17 protein-coding genes and 3 tRNA genes are annotated in these 21,234 nt (G+C 56.8%); 9 read left to right on the top strand and 11 right to left on the bottom strand.

Annotated features, from left to right (window positions below):
• Nucleotides 1-49: 49 nt before the first annotated feature.
• From ACOYW2_RS06430 to ACOYW2_RS06415, 4 genes are all read left to right on the top strand, one after another.
• Nucleotides 50-730 carry a TorD/DmsD family molecular chaperone gene (locus tag ACOYW2_RS06430; RefSeq protein ID WP_482769821.1) on the top strand — a complete coding sequence of 227 codons (681 nt, stop codon included), beginning with the start codon at nucleotides 50-52 and terminating at the stop codon, nucleotides 728-730.
• Between the two features lie 279 nt (nucleotides 731-1,009).
• Nucleotides 1,010-2,437: a hypothetical protein gene (locus tag ACOYW2_RS06425; RefSeq protein WP_482769820.1), complete on the top strand. Its 1,428-nt coding sequence runs from the start codon at nucleotides 1,010-1,012 to the stop codon at nucleotides 2,435-2,437.
• A 5-nt stretch (nucleotides 2,438-2,442) separates the two neighbouring features.
• A complete protein-coding gene (locus ACOYW2_RS06420; RefSeq protein WP_482769819.1) occupies nucleotides 2,443-2,703 on the top strand; it encodes a hypothetical protein in 261 nt (86 codons plus the stop codon).
• Between the two features lie 423 nt (nucleotides 2,704-3,126).
• Complete coding sequence (locus tag ACOYW2_RS06415; protein ID WP_482769818.1) at nucleotides 3,127-5,253, top strand: HRDC domain-containing protein; 2,127 nt, start codon at nucleotides 3,127-3,129, stop codon at nucleotides 5,251-5,253.
• A 527-nt stretch (nucleotides 5,254-5,780) separates the two neighbouring features.
• Here the strand turns inward: ACOYW2_RS06415 and ACOYW2_RS06410 are convergent.
• Nucleotides 5,781-6,506, bottom strand: coding sequence for a class I SAM-dependent methyltransferase (locus ACOYW2_RS06410; protein ID WP_482769817.1), 726 nt, complete (start codon nucleotides 6,504-6,506; stop codon nucleotides 5,781-5,783).
• 277 nt (nucleotides 6,507-6,783) lie between these two features.
• On the opposite strand from ACOYW2_RS06410, the gene ACOYW2_RS06405 reads away from it, so the two are divergent.
• Nucleotides 6,784-7,773: an HDOD domain-containing protein gene (locus ACOYW2_RS06405; RefSeq protein WP_482769816.1), complete on the top strand. Its 990-nt coding sequence runs from the start codon at nucleotides 6,784-6,786 to the stop codon at nucleotides 7,771-7,773.
• A 6-nt stretch (nucleotides 7,774-7,779) separates the two neighbouring features.
• On the opposite strand, the gene ACOYW2_RS06400 is transcribed toward ACOYW2_RS06405, so the two are convergent.
• Nucleotides 7,780-9,336, bottom strand: a complete 1,557-nt coding sequence (locus ACOYW2_RS06400; RefSeq protein ID WP_482769815.1) for a caspase family protein — start codon at nucleotides 9,334-9,336, stop codon at nucleotides 7,780-7,782.
• Nucleotides 9,282-10,730, bottom strand: coding sequence for a WD40 repeat domain-containing protein (locus ACOYW2_RS06395; RefSeq protein ID WP_482769814.1), 1,449 nt, complete (start codon nucleotides 10,728-10,730; stop codon nucleotides 9,282-9,284). Before ACOYW2_RS06395 ends, ACOYW2_RS06400 begins: the two co-directional genes overlap by 55 nt.
• 619 nt (nucleotides 10,731-11,349) lie before the next feature.
• Between ACOYW2_RS06395 and ACOYW2_RS06390 the strand changes: the two genes are divergently transcribed.
• Entirely contained in the window at nucleotides 11,350-11,802 is a 453-nt protein-coding gene (locus ACOYW2_RS06390; RefSeq protein ID WP_482769813.1) for an HDOD domain-containing protein, read from the top strand.
• Nucleotides 11,780-12,334: an HDOD domain-containing protein gene (locus ACOYW2_RS06385; RefSeq protein WP_482770988.1), complete on the top strand. Its 555-nt coding sequence runs from the start codon at nucleotides 11,780-11,782 to the stop codon at nucleotides 12,332-12,334. Before ACOYW2_RS06390 ends, ACOYW2_RS06385 begins: the two co-directional genes overlap by 23 nt.
• Before the next feature lie 143 nt (nucleotides 12,335-12,477).
• Here the strand turns inward: ACOYW2_RS06385 and ACOYW2_RS06380 are convergent.
• From ACOYW2_RS06380 to ACOYW2_RS06360, 5 genes are all read right to left on the bottom strand, one after another.
• Nucleotides 12,478-12,555 (bottom strand) — tRNA-Glu (locus tag ACOYW2_RS06380).
• Nucleotides 12,556-12,581: 26 nt separating this feature from the next.
• Nucleotides 12,582-12,659, bottom strand: a tRNA-Asp gene (locus ACOYW2_RS06375).
• A gap of 24 nt (nucleotides 12,660-12,683) precedes the next feature.
• Nucleotides 12,684-12,759, bottom strand: a tRNA-Phe gene (locus tag ACOYW2_RS06370).
• A gap of 113 nt (nucleotides 12,760-12,872) precedes the next feature.
• Complete coding sequence (locus ACOYW2_RS06365; RefSeq protein ID WP_482769812.1) at nucleotides 12,873-14,396, bottom strand: arylsulfatase; 1,524 nt, start codon at nucleotides 14,394-14,396, stop codon at nucleotides 12,873-12,875.
• Nucleotides 14,386-14,787: a DUF4345 domain-containing protein gene (locus ACOYW2_RS06360; protein WP_482769811.1), complete on the bottom strand. Its 402-nt coding sequence runs from the start codon at nucleotides 14,785-14,787 to the stop codon at nucleotides 14,386-14,388. The genes ACOYW2_RS06365 and ACOYW2_RS06360 overlap by 11 nt, the downstream gene beginning before the upstream one ends.
• Before the next feature lie 640 nt (nucleotides 14,788-15,427).
• Here ACOYW2_RS06360 and ACOYW2_RS06355 point away from each other — a divergent pair.
• Nucleotides 15,428-15,682 (top strand): hypothetical protein, encoded by a 255-nt coding sequence (locus ACOYW2_RS06355; RefSeq protein WP_482769810.1) that lies wholly within the window; start codon nucleotides 15,428-15,430, stop codon nucleotides 15,680-15,682.
• 50 nt (nucleotides 15,683-15,732) lie between these two features.
• Here the strand turns inward: ACOYW2_RS06355 and ACOYW2_RS06350 are convergent, their stop codons facing one another.
• Together ACOYW2_RS06350 and ACOYW2_RS06345 are read right to left on the bottom strand one after the other, a co-directional pair.
• Nucleotides 15,733-17,721, bottom strand: a complete 1,989-nt coding sequence (locus tag ACOYW2_RS06350; RefSeq protein WP_482769809.1) for a HAMP domain-containing methyl-accepting chemotaxis protein — start codon at nucleotides 17,719-17,721, stop codon at nucleotides 15,733-15,735.
• Nucleotides 17,722-18,191: 470 nt separating this feature from the next.
• The gene (locus ACOYW2_RS06345; RefSeq protein WP_482769808.1) at nucleotides 18,192-18,506 is read right to left on the bottom strand and encodes a hypothetical protein; all 315 of its coding nucleotides are present in this window, start codon (nucleotides 18,504-18,506) and stop codon (nucleotides 18,192-18,194) included.
• Nucleotides 18,507-18,836: 330 nt separating this feature from the next.
• On the opposite strand from ACOYW2_RS06345, the gene ACOYW2_RS06340 reads away from it, so the two are divergent.
• The gene (locus tag ACOYW2_RS06340) at nucleotides 18,837-20,519 is read left to right on the top strand and encodes a sulfatase-like hydrolase/transferase (protein ID WP_482769807.1); all 1,683 of its coding nucleotides are present in this window, start codon (nucleotides 18,837-18,839) and stop codon (nucleotides 20,517-20,519) included.
• Between the two features lie 191 nt (nucleotides 20,520-20,710).
• On the opposite strand, the gene ACOYW2_RS06335 is transcribed toward ACOYW2_RS06340, so the two are convergent.
• Nucleotides 20,711-21,100, bottom strand: coding sequence for a ribosomal maturation YjgA family protein (locus ACOYW2_RS06335; protein WP_482769806.1), 390 nt, complete (start codon nucleotides 21,098-21,100; stop codon nucleotides 20,711-20,713).
• Nucleotides 21,101-21,234: the final 134 nt, after the last annotated feature.

Below are 21,234 nucleotides of genomic sequence, written 5' to 3'. Positions count from 1 at the left end.
TATCAGCTTTAACCGGACTGCCTCCATGCATTCGCCATACGGAGTTACCATGAACACAGACGACATCATCCGTTTTGAATCGGTACGCCAAGAAGTCTACAGGGGCCTCTCGGCCTGCTTTTGCCTGCCGGGCCCCCCGCTTGTCCACATACCGGAGACCCTGGTCCGCCTGTTGGCGGCCCAGGAATCTGAAGCCGTGGCCCCCATGGCCCGCATGGCATCCGCCATGGAATCGCTCACGGATTTTTCCGGGCTCCGAATCGAGTTCACCCGACTCTTTGTCGGTCCGTACGGCCGCCTGGCCCCTCCCTGCGGATCCGGCTACATGGACGAAACCGGCACAATGATGAGCGATTCCGCCATGGATGCCGAGGCCAGGTACCGCAAGGCGGGCCTTGTGGTGGCCGACACCTTCAAAGAGGCCCCGGATCACATCGTGGCCGAACTGGACTACCTCAGCTTTCTTGTCGGCAGGGAGATCGATGCCCTGGCCCCGGACACCGAGGAGGTGCCCCAGGCACATCTCCATGAACAGAAAGAGTTCCTCGAACGTCACCTCGCCCGCTGGGTCCCCCCCTTTGCGGAAAACATCATGCGCCATGCAACGTCCCCGTTTTATCAGGACCTTGCAACGGCCACCCGCCTTGTCATCCGGGAAAGCTTGGACTACCTCAGCATCCCGGGCCTCTCGGAGCATGGTGCCCCCCTCCCCGATAGTCCACCGCACTAACATCTCATTGTTATTGGCTGGCCGGTCTCCCAAGAAATATCCGGGCTGGTCAAAGGGCCTCTATTTTCCTTGCCCCGGGCTTTGCCTTCTATGTATATACTCATGGTAAGCATATCATCAGCCCCGGAACCTGGGTCTTTCATCCCTTTTTCGTCATGATGCATCCGAAACACCGTCGAGGAGAGGCCCCGCTGACCGAGGCATGTCGGCCGGTGATCATCCGCGCCGTCACTCACCTGTTTTGGACAGGGACCCTGCCAAGGGCCCTGAAAACAAGCCATGCGCGCTCTCTTATCTCGATCAACCGTTGCCCTCCTGCTCCTTCTTCTCTTTGCTGCCTGCGATGAAACAGACACCAGCCAGCCCCTCACCATCAGCGGCCACATCACCACGGACAAGGCCGTGGCCCAAAGCGGTGGAGAGATGTATGCCTCGGTCCTGAAGGGCAGCGGCCAGGAGATGATGTCCCGGGACCTGTCGGACTCTTTTGAGGCCATGACCTGCACAGCCCCGGACGGCAGCTTTACCCTGGACCTCTCCGACACCGGGCTGGCCCCCGGGGACACGGTGACCCTCATCGGCTTTCTCGACCGAAACGGGCATGGGGGGATTCCCACCCCGGACGAGGGCGACGCCATGGGGTTCTTCATGGAAGAAGGGAGCTTCACGCCGAGCTACACCCTGAAGCCAGGGGTCAACAGCGGGGCCGACATCCGCATCAGCCGACAGGTCTATGACTTCCACAAGGAGATCTCAGGAACCATCACCGGAGGCTACACCGGGCTGGTCCACCTGCTTGCCTATGCAGGGGACACCAGGAGCCTCGATCTCTCTACCCTTGATGTGGACAGCATCATCGGGTACGCAAGCGTTGAAAAACGTGAACATTCCCTGGACTACCGGATGACGATCCTCCCCTACGGCCATGACCTGCCCATTGCCGATGTGACGATCATGGCCATCTTCGATGCCAACAATAACGAAAAACTTGATCCCGGCGAGGCCGTGGCCTTCCATTCCCAGCACCCCAAGGGCCTGCCCACCTTAGTGACCCTGACCGAAGGGACTCAGGGCGACATCAACCTGGATGCAGACCACGCCATGGTCCTGCCGGTCCCGGCGGGCGAAACCATCACCCTGTCGGGTCGGGTGGAACCCCCTGTCGGCTACGGCGGAGACAGCGCCCCCCTCTTTGTCCTGGTGGCGGAGACAGACGCCCCCAACCTTCTCCTCACCCACCCTCTGTCCGTCACCCGGGCCTTTTACCGACTGGATCCCGGGACCGTGGATTTCAACCTGGACGTGAGCCCAACAGGCCTTGCCCCCGGAGACACCGTCATGGTCCTGGCCCTGTGGGACCAAAATTTCAAAGAGGCCCCGGACACACCCACCTACACCTGCTTTCCCGATGCCAACGCCGGGGATCTTCTGGGCTACTACCAGGACAAAGCCACCTTCACCGTGGCCCACACACTCCATAAAGGAGAGAACACCTTTGTCCCCGAGGCCGGGGGAAACCCCGCCCTGAGGTTTGACGTCAACCGACGGGTGGTTAACCACAGCGCATCCCTGGCGTTCAAGATTCAAAACGGAGGCGGGGTCACCGTCAACACGGGAGACGCCCTCCTTGTCATCGCCATCCAGAAAGAAGGCCTGACCATTTCCCGCGCCTTTAATCAACCGACCGGATCGCAACGTCGCCATTGACCGTGATGGCCGCCACGGGAGATGCCGAGCACACCTACGCCGTCCCGGTCATGGGGGCGTTGCTTGACGAGATCATCAAAACGCCCTTTGGCGTAGAGGAGGTGTATGTCATAGCCGTCCTGGACGCCAACCAAAACGGAAAGCCTGATACCGGTGAATCCCTGGCATACTACCCGACGATGCTCTCTTTACCGGCCACCACCGATATCAGAGACGGCATCAACACCCTGGATAAACCCGTGACATTTTCCATGTTCACCCTTTAACCAAGCCTGCAAGAAAAACTCCCGGGATTGGAAGGTGTGACAAACCGCAAAGGAAGACAAAACCTGTTTGTCATACTTTTTTAAAAGGTTGGCCGCCGAGGTTATTCCAGTTAAAGTCACGCGCATCCCAAAAGTTCTTCATCGTGTTTTAGAAGAATGAAATGGGCCTCTCCTGCAAAGACGGTTGCCAGATATCACACATCAAGCGAATGCCCCGATAACGAAGGCAGAATGGCTGCCTCCATGCATTCGCATCAGGGTTTCAAGGTGCCCCCACCTTGCCGCCGGAGGCAAAAAATAAATGCGTTTGCCTTGGCATCAGCCCCGGGCTCCCTTTCCATTTAAGACCACATGGGGTAAAACGTGGGCAGGCCGCTGGCAGCGGGCCTTACATTACACAACATCCCATGGGACCCACTGGCAATGCATCACAATCACGAACTGGAACTGGCCTTTGACTTTGTCCAAGGCACCCAGCGCAATCTTTTCCTCACCGGCAAAGCAGGCACCGGCAAAACAACCTTTCTCCACCGGGTAAAGGATGCAATCCCCAAGCGCATGGTGGTGGTGGCTCCCACCGGGGTGGCGGCCATCAACGCAGGCGGCACCACCATCCACTCCTTTTTCCAGATGCCCTTCGGGCCCCTGCCCCCGGACACCACCATCCAGAACCGCCGGTTCAGCAAGAAGAAGATCCACATCATCCAGTCCCTGGACCTTCTGGTCATCGATGAGATCAGCATGGTGCGCGCCGACCTTCTGGACGGCATCGACCAGGTGCTGAGGCGCTACCGGGACCGCACAAAGCCCTTCGGCGGGGTGCAGCTCCTCATGATCGGGGACCTCCACCAGCTGGCCCCCATCATCAAGCCCGACGACTGGGAGCTTCTCTCCCCGTACTACGAAACAGGCTATTTTTTCAGCAGCCGGGCCTTTCAGGAGGCCTCGGTCCTGGGCCTGGAGCTGACCCACGTCTACCGGCAGAGCAACGCGGCTTTTATCAAGATCTTGAACGAGATCCGGGAAAACCGCCTGTCCGAGGACTCCCAGGCCAAGCTCAACACCCGGTACAAGCCCTCGTCCCTGCCGGGCAGCAAGGAGGGGTACATCACCCTCACCACCCACAACGCCAGCGCCGACCGCATCAACGATGACAAACTCGTCGCCATGGACGCCCCCACCGTTGCCTTTGACGCCGAGGTGAGCGGCACCTTCCCGGAATACGCCTACCCCGCCGATGAGCTCCTGCAGCTCAAGGAAGGGGCCCAGGTGATGTTCGTGAAAAACGACAGTTCAACAAAAAAGGCCTATTACAACGGCAAGATCGGTACCGTCACCGAGATCGACGAGGAGGAGATCCAGGTGCAGTGTGAGGGGGAACCTTCCCCCATCACGGTGAACCGGGAGACCTGGGAAAACATCACCTACACCCTCAACGAGGAAACCAAGGAGATCGACGAAGAGGTGGTGGGACGTTTCTCCCAGTACCCCCTGCGCCTGGCCTGGGCCATCACCATCCACAAGAGCCAGGGACTCACCTTTGACAAGGCCGTCATCGACGCCGGGGCCTCCTTTGCCCACGGCCAGACCTACGTGGCCTTAAGCCGGTGCAAGACCCTGGAGGGAATTGTCCTGAGCAGCAAGATATCCCCGTCGGGCATTATCTGCGATGCGTCGGTGAACCGATTTACCCGGGATATTGAAGAGCACCCGCCCACAAAACAGGACCTGTCCGAGGCCCGGCGCACCTGCCAGTTCGCCCTTTTGGACGAGCTCTTCGGCTACCAGGCCCTTCAAGAAAAAATCAGCCACTGCCACACCACCCTCCACCACCACAGAAAAGCGGTCCAGGGCTCCCTCCTCGATATCCTCACCGAGATCCTCTCCACCACCCTGCCCGAGTTCATCCGCATCGCAGGGGCCTTTTCCAGGCAGGTGGCCTCCTTGATGGAAGACGATCTGGACCTGGAGGAGAACGAGGTAATCCAGGACCGTATCCGAAAGGGCTGCGCCTACTTCTCCGAACAGACCCGCCACGCCGTTGCCGAGCGCCTTGACGAAGCCAGCTTCGACACCGACAACCAGTCCGTAAAAACCCTCATCGGCGAGTCCCTGGTGGCTGTAAGGGAAGAACTTATTGTCAAGGAGATCTGTCTGAAAGGCTGCAGGGAGGGATTCCGGGTGGAGACCTACCTCTCCGTAAGGACCCGGGCCTTCTTCAAGAAGCAAAGCATCACCGCCCGGGCCAAGGCCAAGGTCAAAAGCCTCTCCAGCGAGCACCCCCGGCTCCTGAACCAGCTCCGGGAATGGCGAAAAGAGCGGGCCAGACAAGACGATATCAACCCGTCCCGCGTGGCCACCTTAAACTCCCTGGTCACCATCTCCACCGAGCACCCGGACACCCTCACCAAACTGCGCACCATCCAGGGCATGGGCGCCAAGCGGGTGAAAACCTACGGGGCCGAGATCATCGAGATCGTCCGAGCCTATACGGGTAACGGAGAAAAAAAAGCAAGGGCGGGGGTCCAGCAGAGCCTGGACCTGGGGTAAGGCCAATTCAAAAAGCGTGCCTCCGGCGGCGAGGTGAGCCACCTCGAAAGCATATTGCCCTTGCGCTTTGCCCGACATGAGCGTTGATGGTTTCTGCGGGCAGGCTTACAAGCTTCGACGTCACAGGATACGCTGTCGCTGCTTGTCCATTGTCGATTTAACTGCACGGCCTCAAACGGCCAGTCGGGGGCAGTCATTATGCAATCGCTCTCAGGGCATTCGCGTGATGTGTGACATGTGGCATCTCGTAGGGTGTGCTTGCGCACCGTTTGTTCGGGAACCCAACATCTTTTGAGATGTATATGCTTCGTGAAGGTGACCCGTATATGAGGTTTCATGACCGTTATGATTTTTCGATGGTGCGCAAGCGCACCCTACCTCACATCCTACGCCCTGGGCGACGCGTCACACCCAACATAAAGAGGCGCTTACCCCGCCTCTTTTCATGTGGCATAAGCTGATTAGCGGCCAATCGTATCTTATTTCGTGGCCGAGCCCTTGGACGCCGGAGACCTCCGGATAACAACTTATTTTCTTGCAACCACGGTAACGACCCCGCCCTCTTCGGTGACATCCACCGAACCAAAGCCCGCCCCTTCAAGCTGTGCTTTCACCCATGCCCCCGACAGGCGAAGTTTCTCGTAGCAACTTGCCTTCAGGGTCCAGCCCCCCTGCCCGTTGGTGTGGACAAGGTCGTGCACGGTTACCGTCTCGGGCCCGTACTCCAGAAAACAGGTCAAAATGGTATCCTCGTCACTTTTCACCGGGATAAAACGGTTCACCCCGGTCAGCTCGCCGGAGAGGTCCCGAAAGGTCAGGATCAGGGTCCCGGCATCATCCAGGGCCGCCGCCACCTTCCCGAAGAGGTCCGTCACCGCCTCTTTGGAAGGCAGATGGAGCACGGTGTCCGTCATGCACACCACCAGCTCCACGTTCTCCCCCACATGATCGTCAAAGCATGTGAGGTCCCCTTCCACCGTCTTGACGGGCAATGCCCCGGCATGGTCTTCAAGCTCCCGTAAAAGGGGGCCGCTCAAGTCAATGGCCGTCACCTTGAATCCCAGCCGGGCCAGGGGAATGGCCTGAAACCCGCACCCCGCCCCCAGGTCCAGGGCAACACCCGACCGCACGGGGCATATGCCGCGGGTATTGAAAAAATCCGTGTTTCGCTTCACCCCTGAGTCAAAGCCTCCGAACATCCACGAATAGACACCTGCCAGCACCCCGTCGTAATGATCTTTCACCGTCGCCATAGCGTTCTCCCAAAAGCAATAAGGTCCAGGGATCCGGCCACATCCCACCCAAACCCGGATATTTCATGAGAAAACGACCACGCCAAACATTCCTGAAATATCCGGGACAAGGCCCCTTGAGCCATTTCCCCACGGACACACCTTCCACTGGTTAACCAGTGGACCTATTGAAAACATTCATTTCTTTCTTTATTTACTGAAAAAGCTTGAATTGGTGCATGAATATCTATATTTAAAGGTTTTTATTAATTCAGCATATTTTTCAGGAACCAGGCGTATGAAGATTCAATGCCCGGGCTGCAACAAAGCATACCGGATAAATGACGACATCGTATACAAGGTACACAACAAAACCGCCAAATGCACCCAGTGCGGGCAGGTGATCCCCATCGCGGACTTCCTTCTGGAAAAAGAGGCCCTGGCCCCCTTTGCATGCGGAGAGGAGCTCAAGCTTGAGGTGGTGGCCAACCTCAAAAAACTGTACCCCATGCCACACATCCTCTTGAAGGCGCGCAAACTCCTTGCCGGCAACGGAAACTTCGACGAACTCGGGAGCCTCCTCAACACCGACCCCGCCCTGGCCAGCCGGGTCCTCAAGGTGGCCAATTCCGCCTACTACGGCATGAGCGGCAACGTCTCTTCCCTGCACATGGCGGCAACCCTCCTGGGCAGCGGCACCCTCATGCAGATCCTCCTCATGGTGGGCAACGCCAAGGCCCTTGGACGGTCCCTTGACGGGTACGGGTTGGGGTCGGGACAACTGTGGCGCCACTCCCTTGCCGTGGCCGTCTGCTCCGGGCTCATCGAAAAAAAACAGCCCGGCAGCGACGAAGAAGAGGCCTTCTTTGCAGGGCTCATGCACGATTCCGGCAAAATCATCCTCGATTCGTATGTGTTGGAGAGAAAAGACCTCTTCACCCGCTATGCCTCCCTGACCCGCGAGCCCCTTTCTGCCGTTGAGCAAAAAATCCTCGGGTTCACCCATGGGGAGATCGGCTACGAGCTGTGCCGCAAATGGAACCTGCCCGACCACATGGCCACGGCCATCCGGGACCACCATCTTCCGGGGGATTCCGAAAACAACCGGCTCGCCCACGTGATCCATCTGGCCAACCGCATGGCCGACCGGGCCCTGGGCACAGCCACCAAAACACCGACACTGCCCAAGGCGTCCCTCTCCATTTTGAACATCACCGAAACCGAGGTGGAAGCCATCATCACCGAGGCCCTGACGACGGTGGAGACCATGGAAGAGGACACCTATTGACAAGCATCACAGCCTGTCCACATCGAAATCGATGCCGAATTTGCTGACACTGGGTTGCTGGATGGTCTTCACGGAGTCGTCGATGGCGTGAAACTGGCGGTGCAGCTCATCCCCGATCTCATACACGCTCACTCGCTTGCTGTTGTCGGTGTCGGGCTCTGCCTCAAAGGCCCGGTTCAGAAGATGCACCAGCAGGCCGCTTCCTCTGTAGTTGTCCACGGACTGCTGGGCGGCCTGGGTGGAGGAGAACATGGTGACCCCCGCCTTGTGGGTAAACGAGGAGATCCTCGCATCATAAAAGCCCGTCATGATGTCGTTTAAGGCCCCGGAGTGGCAGGTGTCGAACACCACGAGCTGCTTCTGGGCCGGAATCTCTTCCAGGGCTGAGATCAGAGTGGATGACGGGAGCCAGCTTCCAGGGTCAAATCCCCCGTTTTCACCTGCGTAGGTGTGTGTGATGATATAAAACTCATCGGCGACCTCTCCGTGGGAGGCCACGAACAGCAAAAACACATCCTCGGGCTCGGCTGCGGCTTTAACCGTCTCCAGGGCATGAAGGATCTTCACCCGGGTGGCGTCCCCGTTGAAAAGCCCCATCACCTCAATGCCCCCGTAGACACGAGAAAGATGCTCTTCCACGAGCCCTTTCACCTCCTCGGCGTCGTTCACCGCGTTGGCAAGGTTCAGGGCCTTGTTGCGATACGTATCGATCCCCACCACCAGGGCGTAGACCTTCGGCTTTTTGGGCGAAGCCGTGGAGCGGGCAACCTTTTCCGTCATCACCCCCTGCACCGTATTTTTCCCATTGAAGGCCACCGCCCGGATGGAGTTCTCCCCTGCCGTGGCTTTGACGGAGAGGGTGCCGGTCACTTCGGCGCCCGCCCGAGAAGAGACATGCGCCCCTGCCCTTCGTGGGGACTGCCCGGCCACTCGTTTCAACCCCCGGAGGCGCCGGGGCACCTCGTTGGTTGCAAACACCGGGGCCAGGGCATCTTTCCGAAGGCCTTGCCCCGGGTCTCCGTGGCTTTCCACATGGAACAGCTTGCCGTTGATGTAAAACCGTATCGCCCCGATACCGCCCCCCGTATCCTTCACCGTATAGCGCACAGCCAGGGTTCCGGGGGTGGTTTCTTCAACGGCCAGCCGGGTAATCTCGGGCGGGGGGCAGTGGATGACCTCATGGATCCGCACCGGAGCCAGGTCGGCCATGGCCTCGAGCCGCTGCAACCGGCCCCGCACGATGTCCGGGCGGTAAAACAGATCGTACACCTGATTCAGCCCGAGCCAGCGAACTCCACCGCTCCCCTTCTCTCCGTTGACGTGGAGCCACACCTTGGGAAGCAGAGCATAGGAACCGGCAAAATACCCATCGTCCGCGATGACCAGGTAACGTCCGGCCTCGTCCACCACAAAGGTGAAGAGGGGATGCACGGTTGTAAGCCCTGAAGGATTGCGTTCCCCCGCCGAAGGAATGTTCCACAGAAGAATCTCCCCGGATAGGTCGGAGGTCACCAGGGTGGAGCCTGAAATGGAGACGGAACGCACCGTGGAGGTGTGCCCCACAAATTCATCCCCTCTCCTCCCTCAAAATCATAGGCCACCAGTTTACCCGAGCGGTTGCCGCTGACGATGAGATCTTCGGTGAGCCCGAACGCGTGGGGCACCCAGCCGTCTTCCGGTGGAATGTCCACGTACAGCACGGTCCGGCCGGACGCCTTGTCGTTGAGCCGGTAGATGAGGTCCGGGTTAAAGCTGTTGGTGGGGCCCAGTTCCAGGCGATAGCGATCGTTGGTGACGCTGACCCGGGGAAAGTCCGATGGGTTCACCCGACCCGTAAGCTTAAGGGTGTTCAAGTCCAGGGCGTTTTCCAAATCCAGGCAGTTTTCGTCAAATCCGTCACCGGAAAAGCCCCCGTCGTATTTGCAGCAACGGGTTCCCCAGGCCAGGTAATTGCCGTTGAAGGAGACGCTGCGTTTGGGCGCGATGGGAATGTCGGAGCCCACCATTGAAAGCCCTTTGGTTCCGGGCATTGTAAAAGCCCATCGATGGAATACCCCGTCGTCGTGGCCGATGCCTGTAAGGGTTCCGGAGTCGATGAAGGCCATGGGCCACAGGGGCTGCGTCCTGTGGAGATCCAAGGCGGCCACGCGCCGGTACGAATCGGTTTCGTACACCTCGGCACACATCTCATCGTCCCAGCTCTCCACAGCCAGAAATCGCCCGTCCGGGGAATAACAGAGCTGCGCGATGTTCACGGTTCGGGTGCGGATCACCTGTTTAAAGACCAGCATCTCATCGGCGGGACGGCGGGGATCCAGGCTGAAAATCCAGACCACGTTGTTTGCCCGGCTGGACACAGCCAGCTCCCGGTTATTGGGGTTACAGGCGATGTCGCACATTTCAAAGGAATACCTGAAATCGGTGCCGTAAATATCTGAATCGCCCCCTGTCACCGACACCTCATGGCTCTCCAGAGTGCCCCCGGCCTTGCCCTTGAGAGTATCAGGATCACTGACATGGATAGACTCATCCAGGCTCACATCAAAGACCACATACCGGCCCCCCAGTTTGAGGAGCTTCAGCTCCACAACAACCCGTCCCTCTGTTGGGATGGTCCGCACCGGAGTGCGTGACCCCATGTCCCAGAGAGTGATCCGCCCTTTCCGGGCCGTGGCAAGGTAGGCATTGTCGGGGCTGATGTCCATGGCCCCCACACGAGCGCCCACAGGGACCTCCGCCTGCAATGCACCGGATCCGAAGTCGTAGAAAAGCAAGTTTTTGTCCACCCCCGCCACGAGCAAAGACTCATCGCGGCAGACCGCCATGCTGTCGCACGTTCCGGAGTCATCGGTGATATTCCAAAGAAACTTTCGCCTCTCCCGGCCGGTGGCCGAGTCAAAGACCCGTATGGTCTTGTCCCCGGAACAGGTGATGATCTCCTTTCCGGAAGACGTCACGAGCAATTCGTCCACCACCCCGGAAAGAACACCCCGATCAACCTTGAGGTGAAACCGAGGTTCTCCCGGAACCCGGTGAGAGGAAAAGGGTTTTCTGATATTACTCTCATAATCGACGGCAGGGTTTTTGGCGGGATAACGCGCTGAAACACATCCAGAGACAACAACGGCAGCGGTAAGCAGTACAATAAAACGTCTTATGTTCATCACTTCATCTTCCCCATCATCATGCATGCCCCCGGCACCACACCAGCCCGGTATCTGCGGGCGTATAAGCAGCATAGAGCGCGACAAAAGGGGCTCAAACCATCCGGATAATAAGGCCAAAGGAAAACCGTACACCAACAGAGGCGGCGATGGCAACTCGCTCCGGAAAGGGAAAGGCATACCAGGCTATCAACAACTCTTCAATGACATTCAAACATATGCCACCAAGCCCTTGAACGCCCTCTTACCGGCCAAGGGCCGGATGTACCGCACGTTTTGTGCATGACATCCGGCCCATGCAGGTGTATATCTGATTCGATTATTCGAGAAAGAAGAAAACAGAGCCCATGCCCTGCCCGTAAACCCAACCCTGGGATGAAAAAAGCCCCCTGGATCGCCCACAGGAAGAGACATGAACATTACCTGCGCCCATTGCTCAAAAGCCTACCGGATCAGTGACGATCTTGTTTACCAGATCTGCCGCATTCAATTGATGTGCACCGCCTGCGGAAACGCCATCGCCATTGAACCCCAGGTCCTCTCCGAAGAAACCCTTCAGGCCCACCCGTCAGGGGAGGCGCTTCGGCAGGAGGTGGTGGGCAATCTCAAAAAACTCTACCCCATGCCCCACATCCTTCTCAAAGCGCGTACGCTGCTTTCCGGGCAGAAAAACTTCAAGGAGCTCGAACACCTGCTCGGCACGGATCCCGCCCTGGCCGGGCGTGTTTTGAAAATCGCCAACTCGGCCTACTACGGCATGAGCGGCAAGGTCTCTTCCATCCAGATGGCGGCCACCGTGCTGGGAACCGACACCCTGCTCCAGATCATCACCCTGGTGGAAGATTCAGAACGCCGGCACCCTTGAAGGGTACGGCCTGGACTCGGGTGAACTCTGGAAGCACTCCCTTGCCGTGGCCATCTGCGCACGACTCATCGAAGAGACCCTCCAGGCCAAAAACGGTGACGACGCCTTTCTGGCCGGATTGATGCACGACGCGGGAAAAATCATTCTGGATACCTATATACAGGACAGGCAACAGTTGTTCAGCAGATACACTCTCCTCACCCGTGCATCCATAACCGCCACGGAAGAAAAAATCCTGGAATTTACCCATGCCGACATCGGGGGAGAGCTCTGCAGGAGATGGAATCTCCCGGAAACCATGGCCACAGCCATCCAATACCATCACACCCCGGCAGACTCCGGGGGCAATCGCCTGGCCTACGTCCTCAGCCTCGCAGACCACATGGCAAAGAGCCTTTCAACAGCATCCGACGAACCGCCCGACCACGTAAAAGAGACCCTTGCTTACCTGCCCATCCCGGAGATCGCCTTAAAGGACCTGTCCCGCAAAGCACAGGACGCCCTGGAGAGCCTGGAAGAAGATACGTATTAAGGGTAAGGCGACAGGTAAAACAGGAGACGAAGCAAAGGAGAATCTTAAACACCGGTACAAAACGGGAATTTCAGCACAAAAAGGGAGAAAAAAAGAAAACGTTCAGTGAACGTCTGGGGAAGGAATGGAGAGAAGAAGAAAAATGGCGTCCCCAAGGGGATTTGAACCCCTGTCGCCGGCGTGAAAGGCCGGTGTCCTGGACCAGGCTAGACGATGGGGACGCAATATTTTTCTTCCTTCAAGGTTGTGGCGGGAGTGACGAGACTCGAACTCGCGGCCTCCAGCGTGACAGGCTGGCGTTCTAACCAAACTGAACTACACCCCCGTAACCTTGAAAGGGGTTGTCGGGTGGTGCCCAGGGGCGGAATCGAACCACCGACACGGGGATTTTCAGTCCCCTGCTCTACCGACTGAGCTACCTGGGCGCACCAAACGAGAACAGGTTCTAAAGAAATCCGTCGGACGTGTCAACCAAAAATTGCATGATGCGCAAAAAAGGGTCTTGCTGCTCCGGGCTCCTGACCGCCCGGTGTCTGCATCATTTTGTGCTGGGCAGGTCGAGGTTGTCGTAAGTAAGCTTTGAGGGATTGTTCGTGATGCCTTTTTGAAACGGATACTTGGACAAGGAGTCCCGAAACGCCGCCACCACACCGCCGCTTGGGGCAATGAGCCACATGTTGTCCGCCATCCATCGAATATACATGCCGGCCTCCTTGGGGGCGGTTTCATAGGGATCGGCCTTCAGGTTCACAATCTCCGGCAGTGCCGACGTTCTCCGCCACGCGCTGAACTGATTACCCGTCTCCAGGGAAAAGTTCAGCTTCCAGTCCCGCCAGCGGACAGCATTGAGTTCCCCCGAGGAGGAGAAATACAAAAACGATTCCCGGGGCGGCTTCTCGGCTTCCCCTGATAAGTAGGGAAGGAAATTGTACCCGTCCGGATGAATCTTCCACTTTTTCCCGTTGGCCTTGTGGCCTTTTTTCAGCTTGGCGACAATGTCCGGCTCTCCGGCGGCGGCCAGCAGGGTGGGCATCCAGTCCTCATGGGACATGAGGGCGTTGATCTTTGCCCCCGGCTTGATAACGCCGGGCCAGCGGCACACAATGGGAGCACGGAAGCCCCCCTCGTTTGTGGTGCCCTTCTCCCCGTTAAACGGATTGGTGGCTCCATCAGGCCAGGCCACCTTCTGGGCTCCGTTGTCCGTGGAGTAGATAGCGATGGTGTTGTCCGCTATGCCGAGTTCATCAATCTTGTCGAGCAAGGTGCCGATGTGGGTGTCGTGCTCGGTCATGCCGTCGGCAAAGACACCAACCCCGGTGATGCCCCTGTATTTTTCCTGGAGGCGGGTCCACACGTGCATCCTCGTGGCGTTATGCCACACGAAAAAGGGTTTTCCCGCCTTGTGGGAGCGCTCGATAAAATCGAGGGACCCGGCGAGAAGCTCTTCATCCACGGTTTCCATGCGCTTTCGCGTCAACGGCCCCGTATCTTCGATCTTGCCGTCGGCCGAGGACTTGATCACCCCCCGCGGCCCGAATTTCTCGTGAAACTCCTTCTCCTTGGGATAATAGTAGGTTTCCGGCTCCTCTTCGGCGTTCAGGTGATACAGGTTGCCGAAAAATTCATCAAACCCGTGATTGGTGGGAAGATGGACGTCCTGATCCCCCAGGTGATTCTTACCGAACTGGCCCGTTGCATACCCCTTTTCCTTTAACAGGTCGGCAATGGTCGGGGCCCAGTCGGGAATGCCATGGGTTGAGCCGGGCAGGCCAATGGAGAGAAGGCCGGTTCGAAAAGGGCTCTGCCCGAGAATGAACGCCGCCCTGCCCGCGGTACAGGATTGTTGGGCATAGTAATCCGTAAACAGGGCCCCTTCACTGGCGATGCGGTCGATGTTGGGTGTACGGTACCCCATGATCCCATGGCTGTAAGCGCTGATGTTGGTCTGCCCCACATCGTCCCCCCAGATCACAAGGATATTGGGCGGTTTTGTTTCAGCAAGCCCATGCCCGCCGAAGCCCAGAACCAGCATCATAAGAAAAGCCAGGTGCCTAATGTTCATGGGCGGCCTCCATCGCGTCGAGTTTTTGCAGCATCATCACCCCAGCGGCCGCAAAGAGCAATTCAAGGACCATGTAGAGAAAAAGGAGCCAGTGGGGCATACCGTCTACGATCAGGCTCAGGGCCCTGCCCAGGGCCAGTCCGGCCATGAACACCACCAGGGTGTAAAGGGCGGGACGGGTAAGGGCTTTGTTGCGAGCCCCCATGACCCAGAACACGACAAACCCGAAGTAAAGACACATAACAGCACGGAATATGTGCGTCAGGTTGACGCTTTCAACCGGTATGTCGAACAGAAACCTCAAACTGGCCGAAGGGGCAACCCCGTAAGTCAAGGCGATGGGGGTCAGGCCTGCTGCGGCCACGAGCAAAAAAATCTGAGCCATATTCATGTCCCGTTCTCCTTCTGCTATTAAAAAATATGGAAAGAGCCTGAAAGATATGGATACCCCGCCATTTGGCACCATGTGGTTACAGGGCTTTGTTGCACGTATGCCGGCGTGCTTGGTCTGAAAGGCTCTGCAAAGTAGAAGACACAGGCCCGGCGGATCTGACGGAAAATCTTGATCCTTACATCGCGGCCTGAAAAGGGGTGTGGTTCCGGTGCGGAAAAAACGGACCGAAGAAAACGCGGAAAAGCGGCACCGATAAACCGGTACCGATCTTTTACATCATCATGATATCAACCAATTGTTTTGTCAAGAAAATCAACCCAAAGCCCATCACGAAGGCCAGAGATAAACCCGTCATTCCGTCAGCCCCTCACTGGATGACATCACTGGCAGCCCCCCCCTTTCCGTTCGCTTATTGACAACAGCGCCTCGGCCTGTTGTATCATAACCTGCAACACGCGCTTCAAGCGCAGCTCCGCACAAGCACCATGATCTCTCCTTGCAACCCACGCCATGGAGGACACCCATGCCCCATCTCACTCGTCTTATCATGATTTTTTTATTCTCGGCCCTGCTCTGCGGATGTACAGGCAAACCGGAACCCCAGGAGCCATCCCATAACGAGGCACAGGAGACCGGAGTGACGGCCCCCGACCAGGCACCCGGTCATGTCTTTGAGGTGAAGGGGCTGGTGGTTTACAAGGAGATCGAAGGCGGTTTTTTCGCCATAGAAGGGGACGACGGCAAGACATACGATCCCGTCAACCTGCCCGAGGTCTTTCGGAAAGACGGGCTCAGGGTCAGGCTGACGGCGCGAAAAAAAGAAGACATGGCCGGTATTCACATGCACGGAACGATCATTGAAATCGTCGACATAAGCAAAGCACCGGAGTAGCGGATAAACGGGTGAGGCGCCTTTGGCTCAGGGCCTCCCCCGCCCATGGATCAAAACCGGACTGCCGACACCTTACCTTCAAGGTGATCCGCAAGGCCTTTCAAGGCATCGACATTGCCTCCCACCAGGGTGCTGGAGTTCAGCATCTCCCTTGCCGCCTGGTCCACCTCGCTGATGTCATGGGCGATTTCCCCGGACACCGCAGCACTCTGGGAGATACTCTCCTTGATCTCCTCGGTCCCCATGGAGGCCTGGGAAATGTTGTCGGCAATCTCTTTGCTTGTGACGGACTGCTCTTCAATGGCCGAAGCAATGGTTGTCACCAGTTCATTGAGTCGGTCAATGATATCGGAAATCCCCTGAATTTCGTGAATGGCATCGGCGGTGGCGCCTTGGATGCCATCAACCTGGCCTTTGATTTCCAGGGTCGCACTGGAGGTTTCCACGGCCAGGCTTTTGATCTCTCCGGCAACCACGGCGAACCCTTTTCCCGCCTCACCGGCCCTCGCCGCTTCGATGGTGGCGTTTAGCGCCAGGAGGTTTGTCTGCTGGGAAATTTCGTTGATGGTTTCCGTCACCTTGCTGATTTCGTTTGCAGACTTGCCCAGGGTATCGATCTTTTCTGAGGCCTGTTTGGAAAGAACCACCGCCTCGTCGTTGATGTTCCTTGCCGTTGAGGTGTTCAAGGCGATTTCATTAATTGTGGAGGTCATCTCCTCAAGGGCCGCTGCCACCATGTTGATGTTGGAGGCCGCCTGCTCCGTTGCCGCGGAAACAGATGTCATGTTCACGTTCATCTCTTCTGCGGCGGCTGCCACCGTATTGGACCGATCCGAGGTCTGGGCGGAGCCGGAGACCATCTGCCCCGAGATATCGGTCAACTCCGAGGCAGATGCGGTGAGGGTATGAACCCCGGAGTTGATATCGGTGAACAACTCCCGCAGACTGGCTGCCATGGTTTCCATGTCCTTGTACACCCCTTGGATTTCGTCCTTCCCATTCCGGTCAAATGCCACCGACAAATCCCCATTGGCAATGCTGTGGGCCACCTCGGCGATCTGGGCAGGGTCGCAGCCCAGCTGGGACAGAACGCTTCGGGTCAGAAATATCACCACAGAAATCCCGGCCAGCAACGCCGCAAGACTCAGCACCGCAATAAATGTCTGGCCTCTGCGGTTGGATGCCTGAAGCCTGGGACCGATCTCGTCCTGAACACCTTTGATGTCCAGCTTGATCTCCTCAATGGTGGATGCCACGGCAGGACCGATTCGACCCAGCACCCCTGTAGCAACGGCATCTCTTTTCTCCTGTATGGCCTGAGCCCTGGCGTGGCCTTCCATATAGAGCCCAAGGTTTTCCCGGATGGAGGCCACCGCTGTTTTTTGAGCGCTGTCCGAGGTGGAGCGGTCCAGGGCATCCAGGTCATCCTGCATGGATACAAACTCCGCGGCCACCTGCCGGGCATCGTCGTCAGAATGGGTGGTGAAAAAGCGCCCTTCGTAAACCCGGGCAGCCAGCATGTGCTTCATGGCGTTTCCGGCATGGTAGACGGCACTCGCGGCGTTGTTTCCTTCCGCGGCATCCATGGCCTCGGCAAGGAGCGCCTCCACCTTGGGGCCATAGACGTTCAAAGACTCCTTCTCCAGACGGTTAAACGCTTCGGTGAGCGACACAACCTCGCCGAATGCCTGGTGGTATCGTTCCACGTCTTTTTTTATCTGGGCAATTTTGGCGGCGCGCTCGGGATGTTCGATATCCTTTCCCGCTTTTTCAAGAAAGGCATACATTTTGGTGTAGTACGCCTGAAACTCTTCCCGATCGGATTCGCTTCCGCTGATAAGGTACTCTTTGACGCTCATCCGGGTCATCAGCATATTGGCCTGAACACGCCCGGACAGGTTTGTATCGCGAGCCATGTCGCGATAGCTGGCAAACCCCTGGGAAGAGGTTCTCAGTTTTGAGATCCCCAAAAGGGACGTAAATGCCAGCAGGGTTAAAATGGTCGCAAATCCAAGGGTGAGTTTGGTTCGTAGTGTCATTTTCTTTACCATAGCCATCGTATCAACATATCCTTCGCAACATATTTATCAGCAACCCTGCTTTTGCATGAAAACCCAAAGGGGGCTTTCCGGTACACGGGTCACTGCGTTCAGCGTATATATTCTGTTCATCCACATGAAATCAGGGCCGGCCACTTGCCATGCCCGTATCAACAGGAGCCGATCCTTCGCCCGACAATCCTTTCGTCAAACGCCATGCATAAAAAATTCCCAAAGCCATTGTGAAATTCGGTAAACAATTAAGTGTCGAACGGGATAAAAGTCACCTTCACTCAATTCCCCGTCCCCCCAATGATCAACATCGCGACGGATCAGGAAGGCGTCCCTCCCTCGGGCGATTGGAAGCCCGTATCCCCGCCGCATTGACGATGGTTCTGCTTTTTACAACATTCATGCCAACCCGTGAAAACCCATGGCTGGTGCCCAGGCAAAAGCACCCACAGCCAACCTCAATACAATTGAAAAAACGAAAAATTGTTTCTCAAAATCAAAATTAAGCAATGCTGCCCGGGCAATGGGATGCCGCCTGCCACCTGTCTCACACCACCCCGTACAGCCAGATCTGTATCACGTTTCAAGGGACAGGCCCTTTGCGGCTCAGGAGAGCGAACCCCACACTGTCCAACCTGCAAACGAGGAATCATTTCACAAAAGAAGAGGCGCACAGAAAACCGAAAAATATAGAAGAGAAAAAGAGCCGTGAACAGGAACACCTGCGCAGGAAGTCCGCAGGTCACCGGCACCATGGGAGTCAACGCTGCCATTCAGGTACCATCCGGAAAATGGGTTTTGATTTCCAACGCGATATGGTAGCCTGTATCTGTTTAATTACAGGTCGTTGGCATGTCATTGCACAATAAAAACGAAGCCCATGGCACACTCACCGGAACCGCCCTTTGAGCCATCCCCACAACCCGCCCATGACACCCCCGCTTCGTTAAGCGCAGAACTCCCTGCGCATGCCGAAACACCCTCCAAAAAAGCGCAAAACAGCCATAACCATGGGGCTCCATCTGAGCGTCCCCATGGGTCAGTCCCCAGTGTCTGAAATGAATCATCAACCGTAACGCATCCACTCAATCGGGAGAAAGGCCATGAACAGATTCTTGATCGTGACGATTATCCTCCTTGTGTCATGCTTATCCGCCAGCATGGTTTCTGCCGGGTCCAAGGGCAAAAAGATCATCCACGATGCGGAGTACGCCATTTTGGAAGCCCAAAACGGCAAGCAGTGGGCTGAAGACGACAAGGCCATTGATAAAAAACTCGCGGATCTCCGTAAAAAAAGCGGGGGCAAGCCTCCCAATTTCATTTACATCCTGCTTGATGATGTCGGATTCGGGGAAATCGGCATGGATGAGCTGAGTGTCATTCGCGGTTACAAGACACCCCATATGTCAAAGCTGGCAAAGGAAGGGATGAGCCTCCAGAGAATGTACACGGAACCGTCCTGTACGCCGACTCGCGTGGCCATGATGACCGGTCGCTACCCTTCACGGACAGGAACCACCGAGGCCAAGGCCACCCTTGCAGGGGACGGGTTGAACGCCGAAGAGATCACCATTGCCGAAATCCTTAAAGACGCGGGGTATTTTACCTCCCATGTGGGCAAATGGCACCTGGGTGACATTGAGCAGGCGTACGCCAGCAACCAGGGCTTCATGCACGCGGAATTCCCCATCCATCAGCAAGGACAGCTGGCCATTATGGGGCGGGACATGGAGACGGCCGACATTATCCGCGGTGTGGACCCAAGTCGGCAAAAGCAGACCTTTACCCTGGACAAGCTGTTTGTCCCGAATCCCGCGCACATGGTGACAGGGGTGGAACTGCGCGACGGAAAGCTCTACGAAGTGGATTTGAAAGCCGGTGAGGAGTGGACCCAGAAAAAATACCGCGAAATGAACGAGCGGTACCAAAAACACGCATTGTCTCAACTGCGCACCCTTGCCGGGCAGAAGAAACCTTTCTTCCTCAATTACTGGCCGCTCTTCCCCCTCTCCTTTGTTCAGGAATTCAGGAGTGAGTACAACACCCTCAACGGCGGGACCATGGCGGACATCCTTGTGGAGGTGGATGAATGGATTGGCGATATCATCCAGGAAGTGGACACCCTGGGCATTGCAGAAAACACCGTCATCATCGTCATGGGTGACAACGGTCCCTTCCTCCAATATGAAGGGCCAACCGGCCAGAGCGACCGCATCTATCGCGGCGGCAAAACCGACCACCTGGAAGGAGGCGTACGCGTCAATGCCTGGGTCAAGTGGAAAGGTGTGATCGAAGCCGGAAGCTTTGCCGAGGACATCTTCCACGTCAGCGACCTGTTCACAACCCTTGCCCGCCTGGGCAATGCCATGGACGGGATTCCGAGGGACAGGATCATCGACGGGGTGGACCAGAGCGGGATCCTGCTTTTGGGAGAAGGCCACGGGCGCCGGGACTATGTCCACATCTATGAGGGCCCTACACTGAAATCCATTGTCAAAAACAAATACAAGATGCACCTCCCCGCCCCGGGTGATAACCCCATTGCCGCTCCCATCTTCGACCTTTACCGGGATCCCCGGGAAAAACGACCCATCGACGCCATCAAATACGGCCCATGGGCAGGGGGACAGTTCGCCGGCATGGTCAAACGCCATATGGCGTTCAAAATGAAGTACCCGGACAGGCCGCCTGTTTATGACATTCCGTACAAGGGAATTGAAAACCTCAGACCTGAAACCAAACAATTACTCGAAGTCTTCATGCTCGGGCTGCCCAAGAAAAAATAGCCTCCCATGTTTAGTTACCCTGCCACGGACACGCCGTTTTTCTGTGGCAGGATTCGGGCAGGGGACTGCGCAAAAAAACAAAACACAAAAAAAAACGCCCCCGGCAACCCTGCCGGGGGCGTTTTTTTTTGAAAGAATGAACAGCCAGGCGTTAAACAGTCGAAGCCATTGGCTCGTCGACTGTTTTTAACTCAACGGGAAGGCTTCCCCTTTTTCCGCACCAACGCCAGCACGTCGGGAGCCATCAACAAACCTGCCCCCACCGTGTAGGCCAGCAAATCCATCACATCGAATGTCGATCCGATGACAACCCGGGCCACCCTGTTCTCCTGAAGCCCGAGAATGCCAACCAGATCAAAGTACTGACCCATCTCCACGGCCCAGGCAAAAATCAGTACCCCTGTCACCAGTTTTGCCTTGTCACACACCAGAAAAGACCGGAAAAAAAGATAGAGAAGAACCACGACCAGGGCATCCCCCACAAAGGGCCGGATAAACGCATCCCGGACAAACAGAGCAATCACCAATTCCACCAGAAACATACCGGCAAAAAGAGATCCATAGCGCCAATCAATTTTCAAAGTCATATCCATCTGCATAGCGGAGCTATCCACCCCTATCCTCGCTGCAAGTTCAACCCACGGTCACCAAACTCAAAGGCCTTACGATAAACCAAAAACAGTAAAATATCAAAAACGAAAGGTTCCCCCATTGG

Source organism: Desulfoluna sp. CLI2B (genome assembly GCF_056847375.1).
The sequence above is the reverse complement of the archived record's forward strand: the minus strand, read 5'-3'. Positions and strand labels throughout refer to the sequence as shown.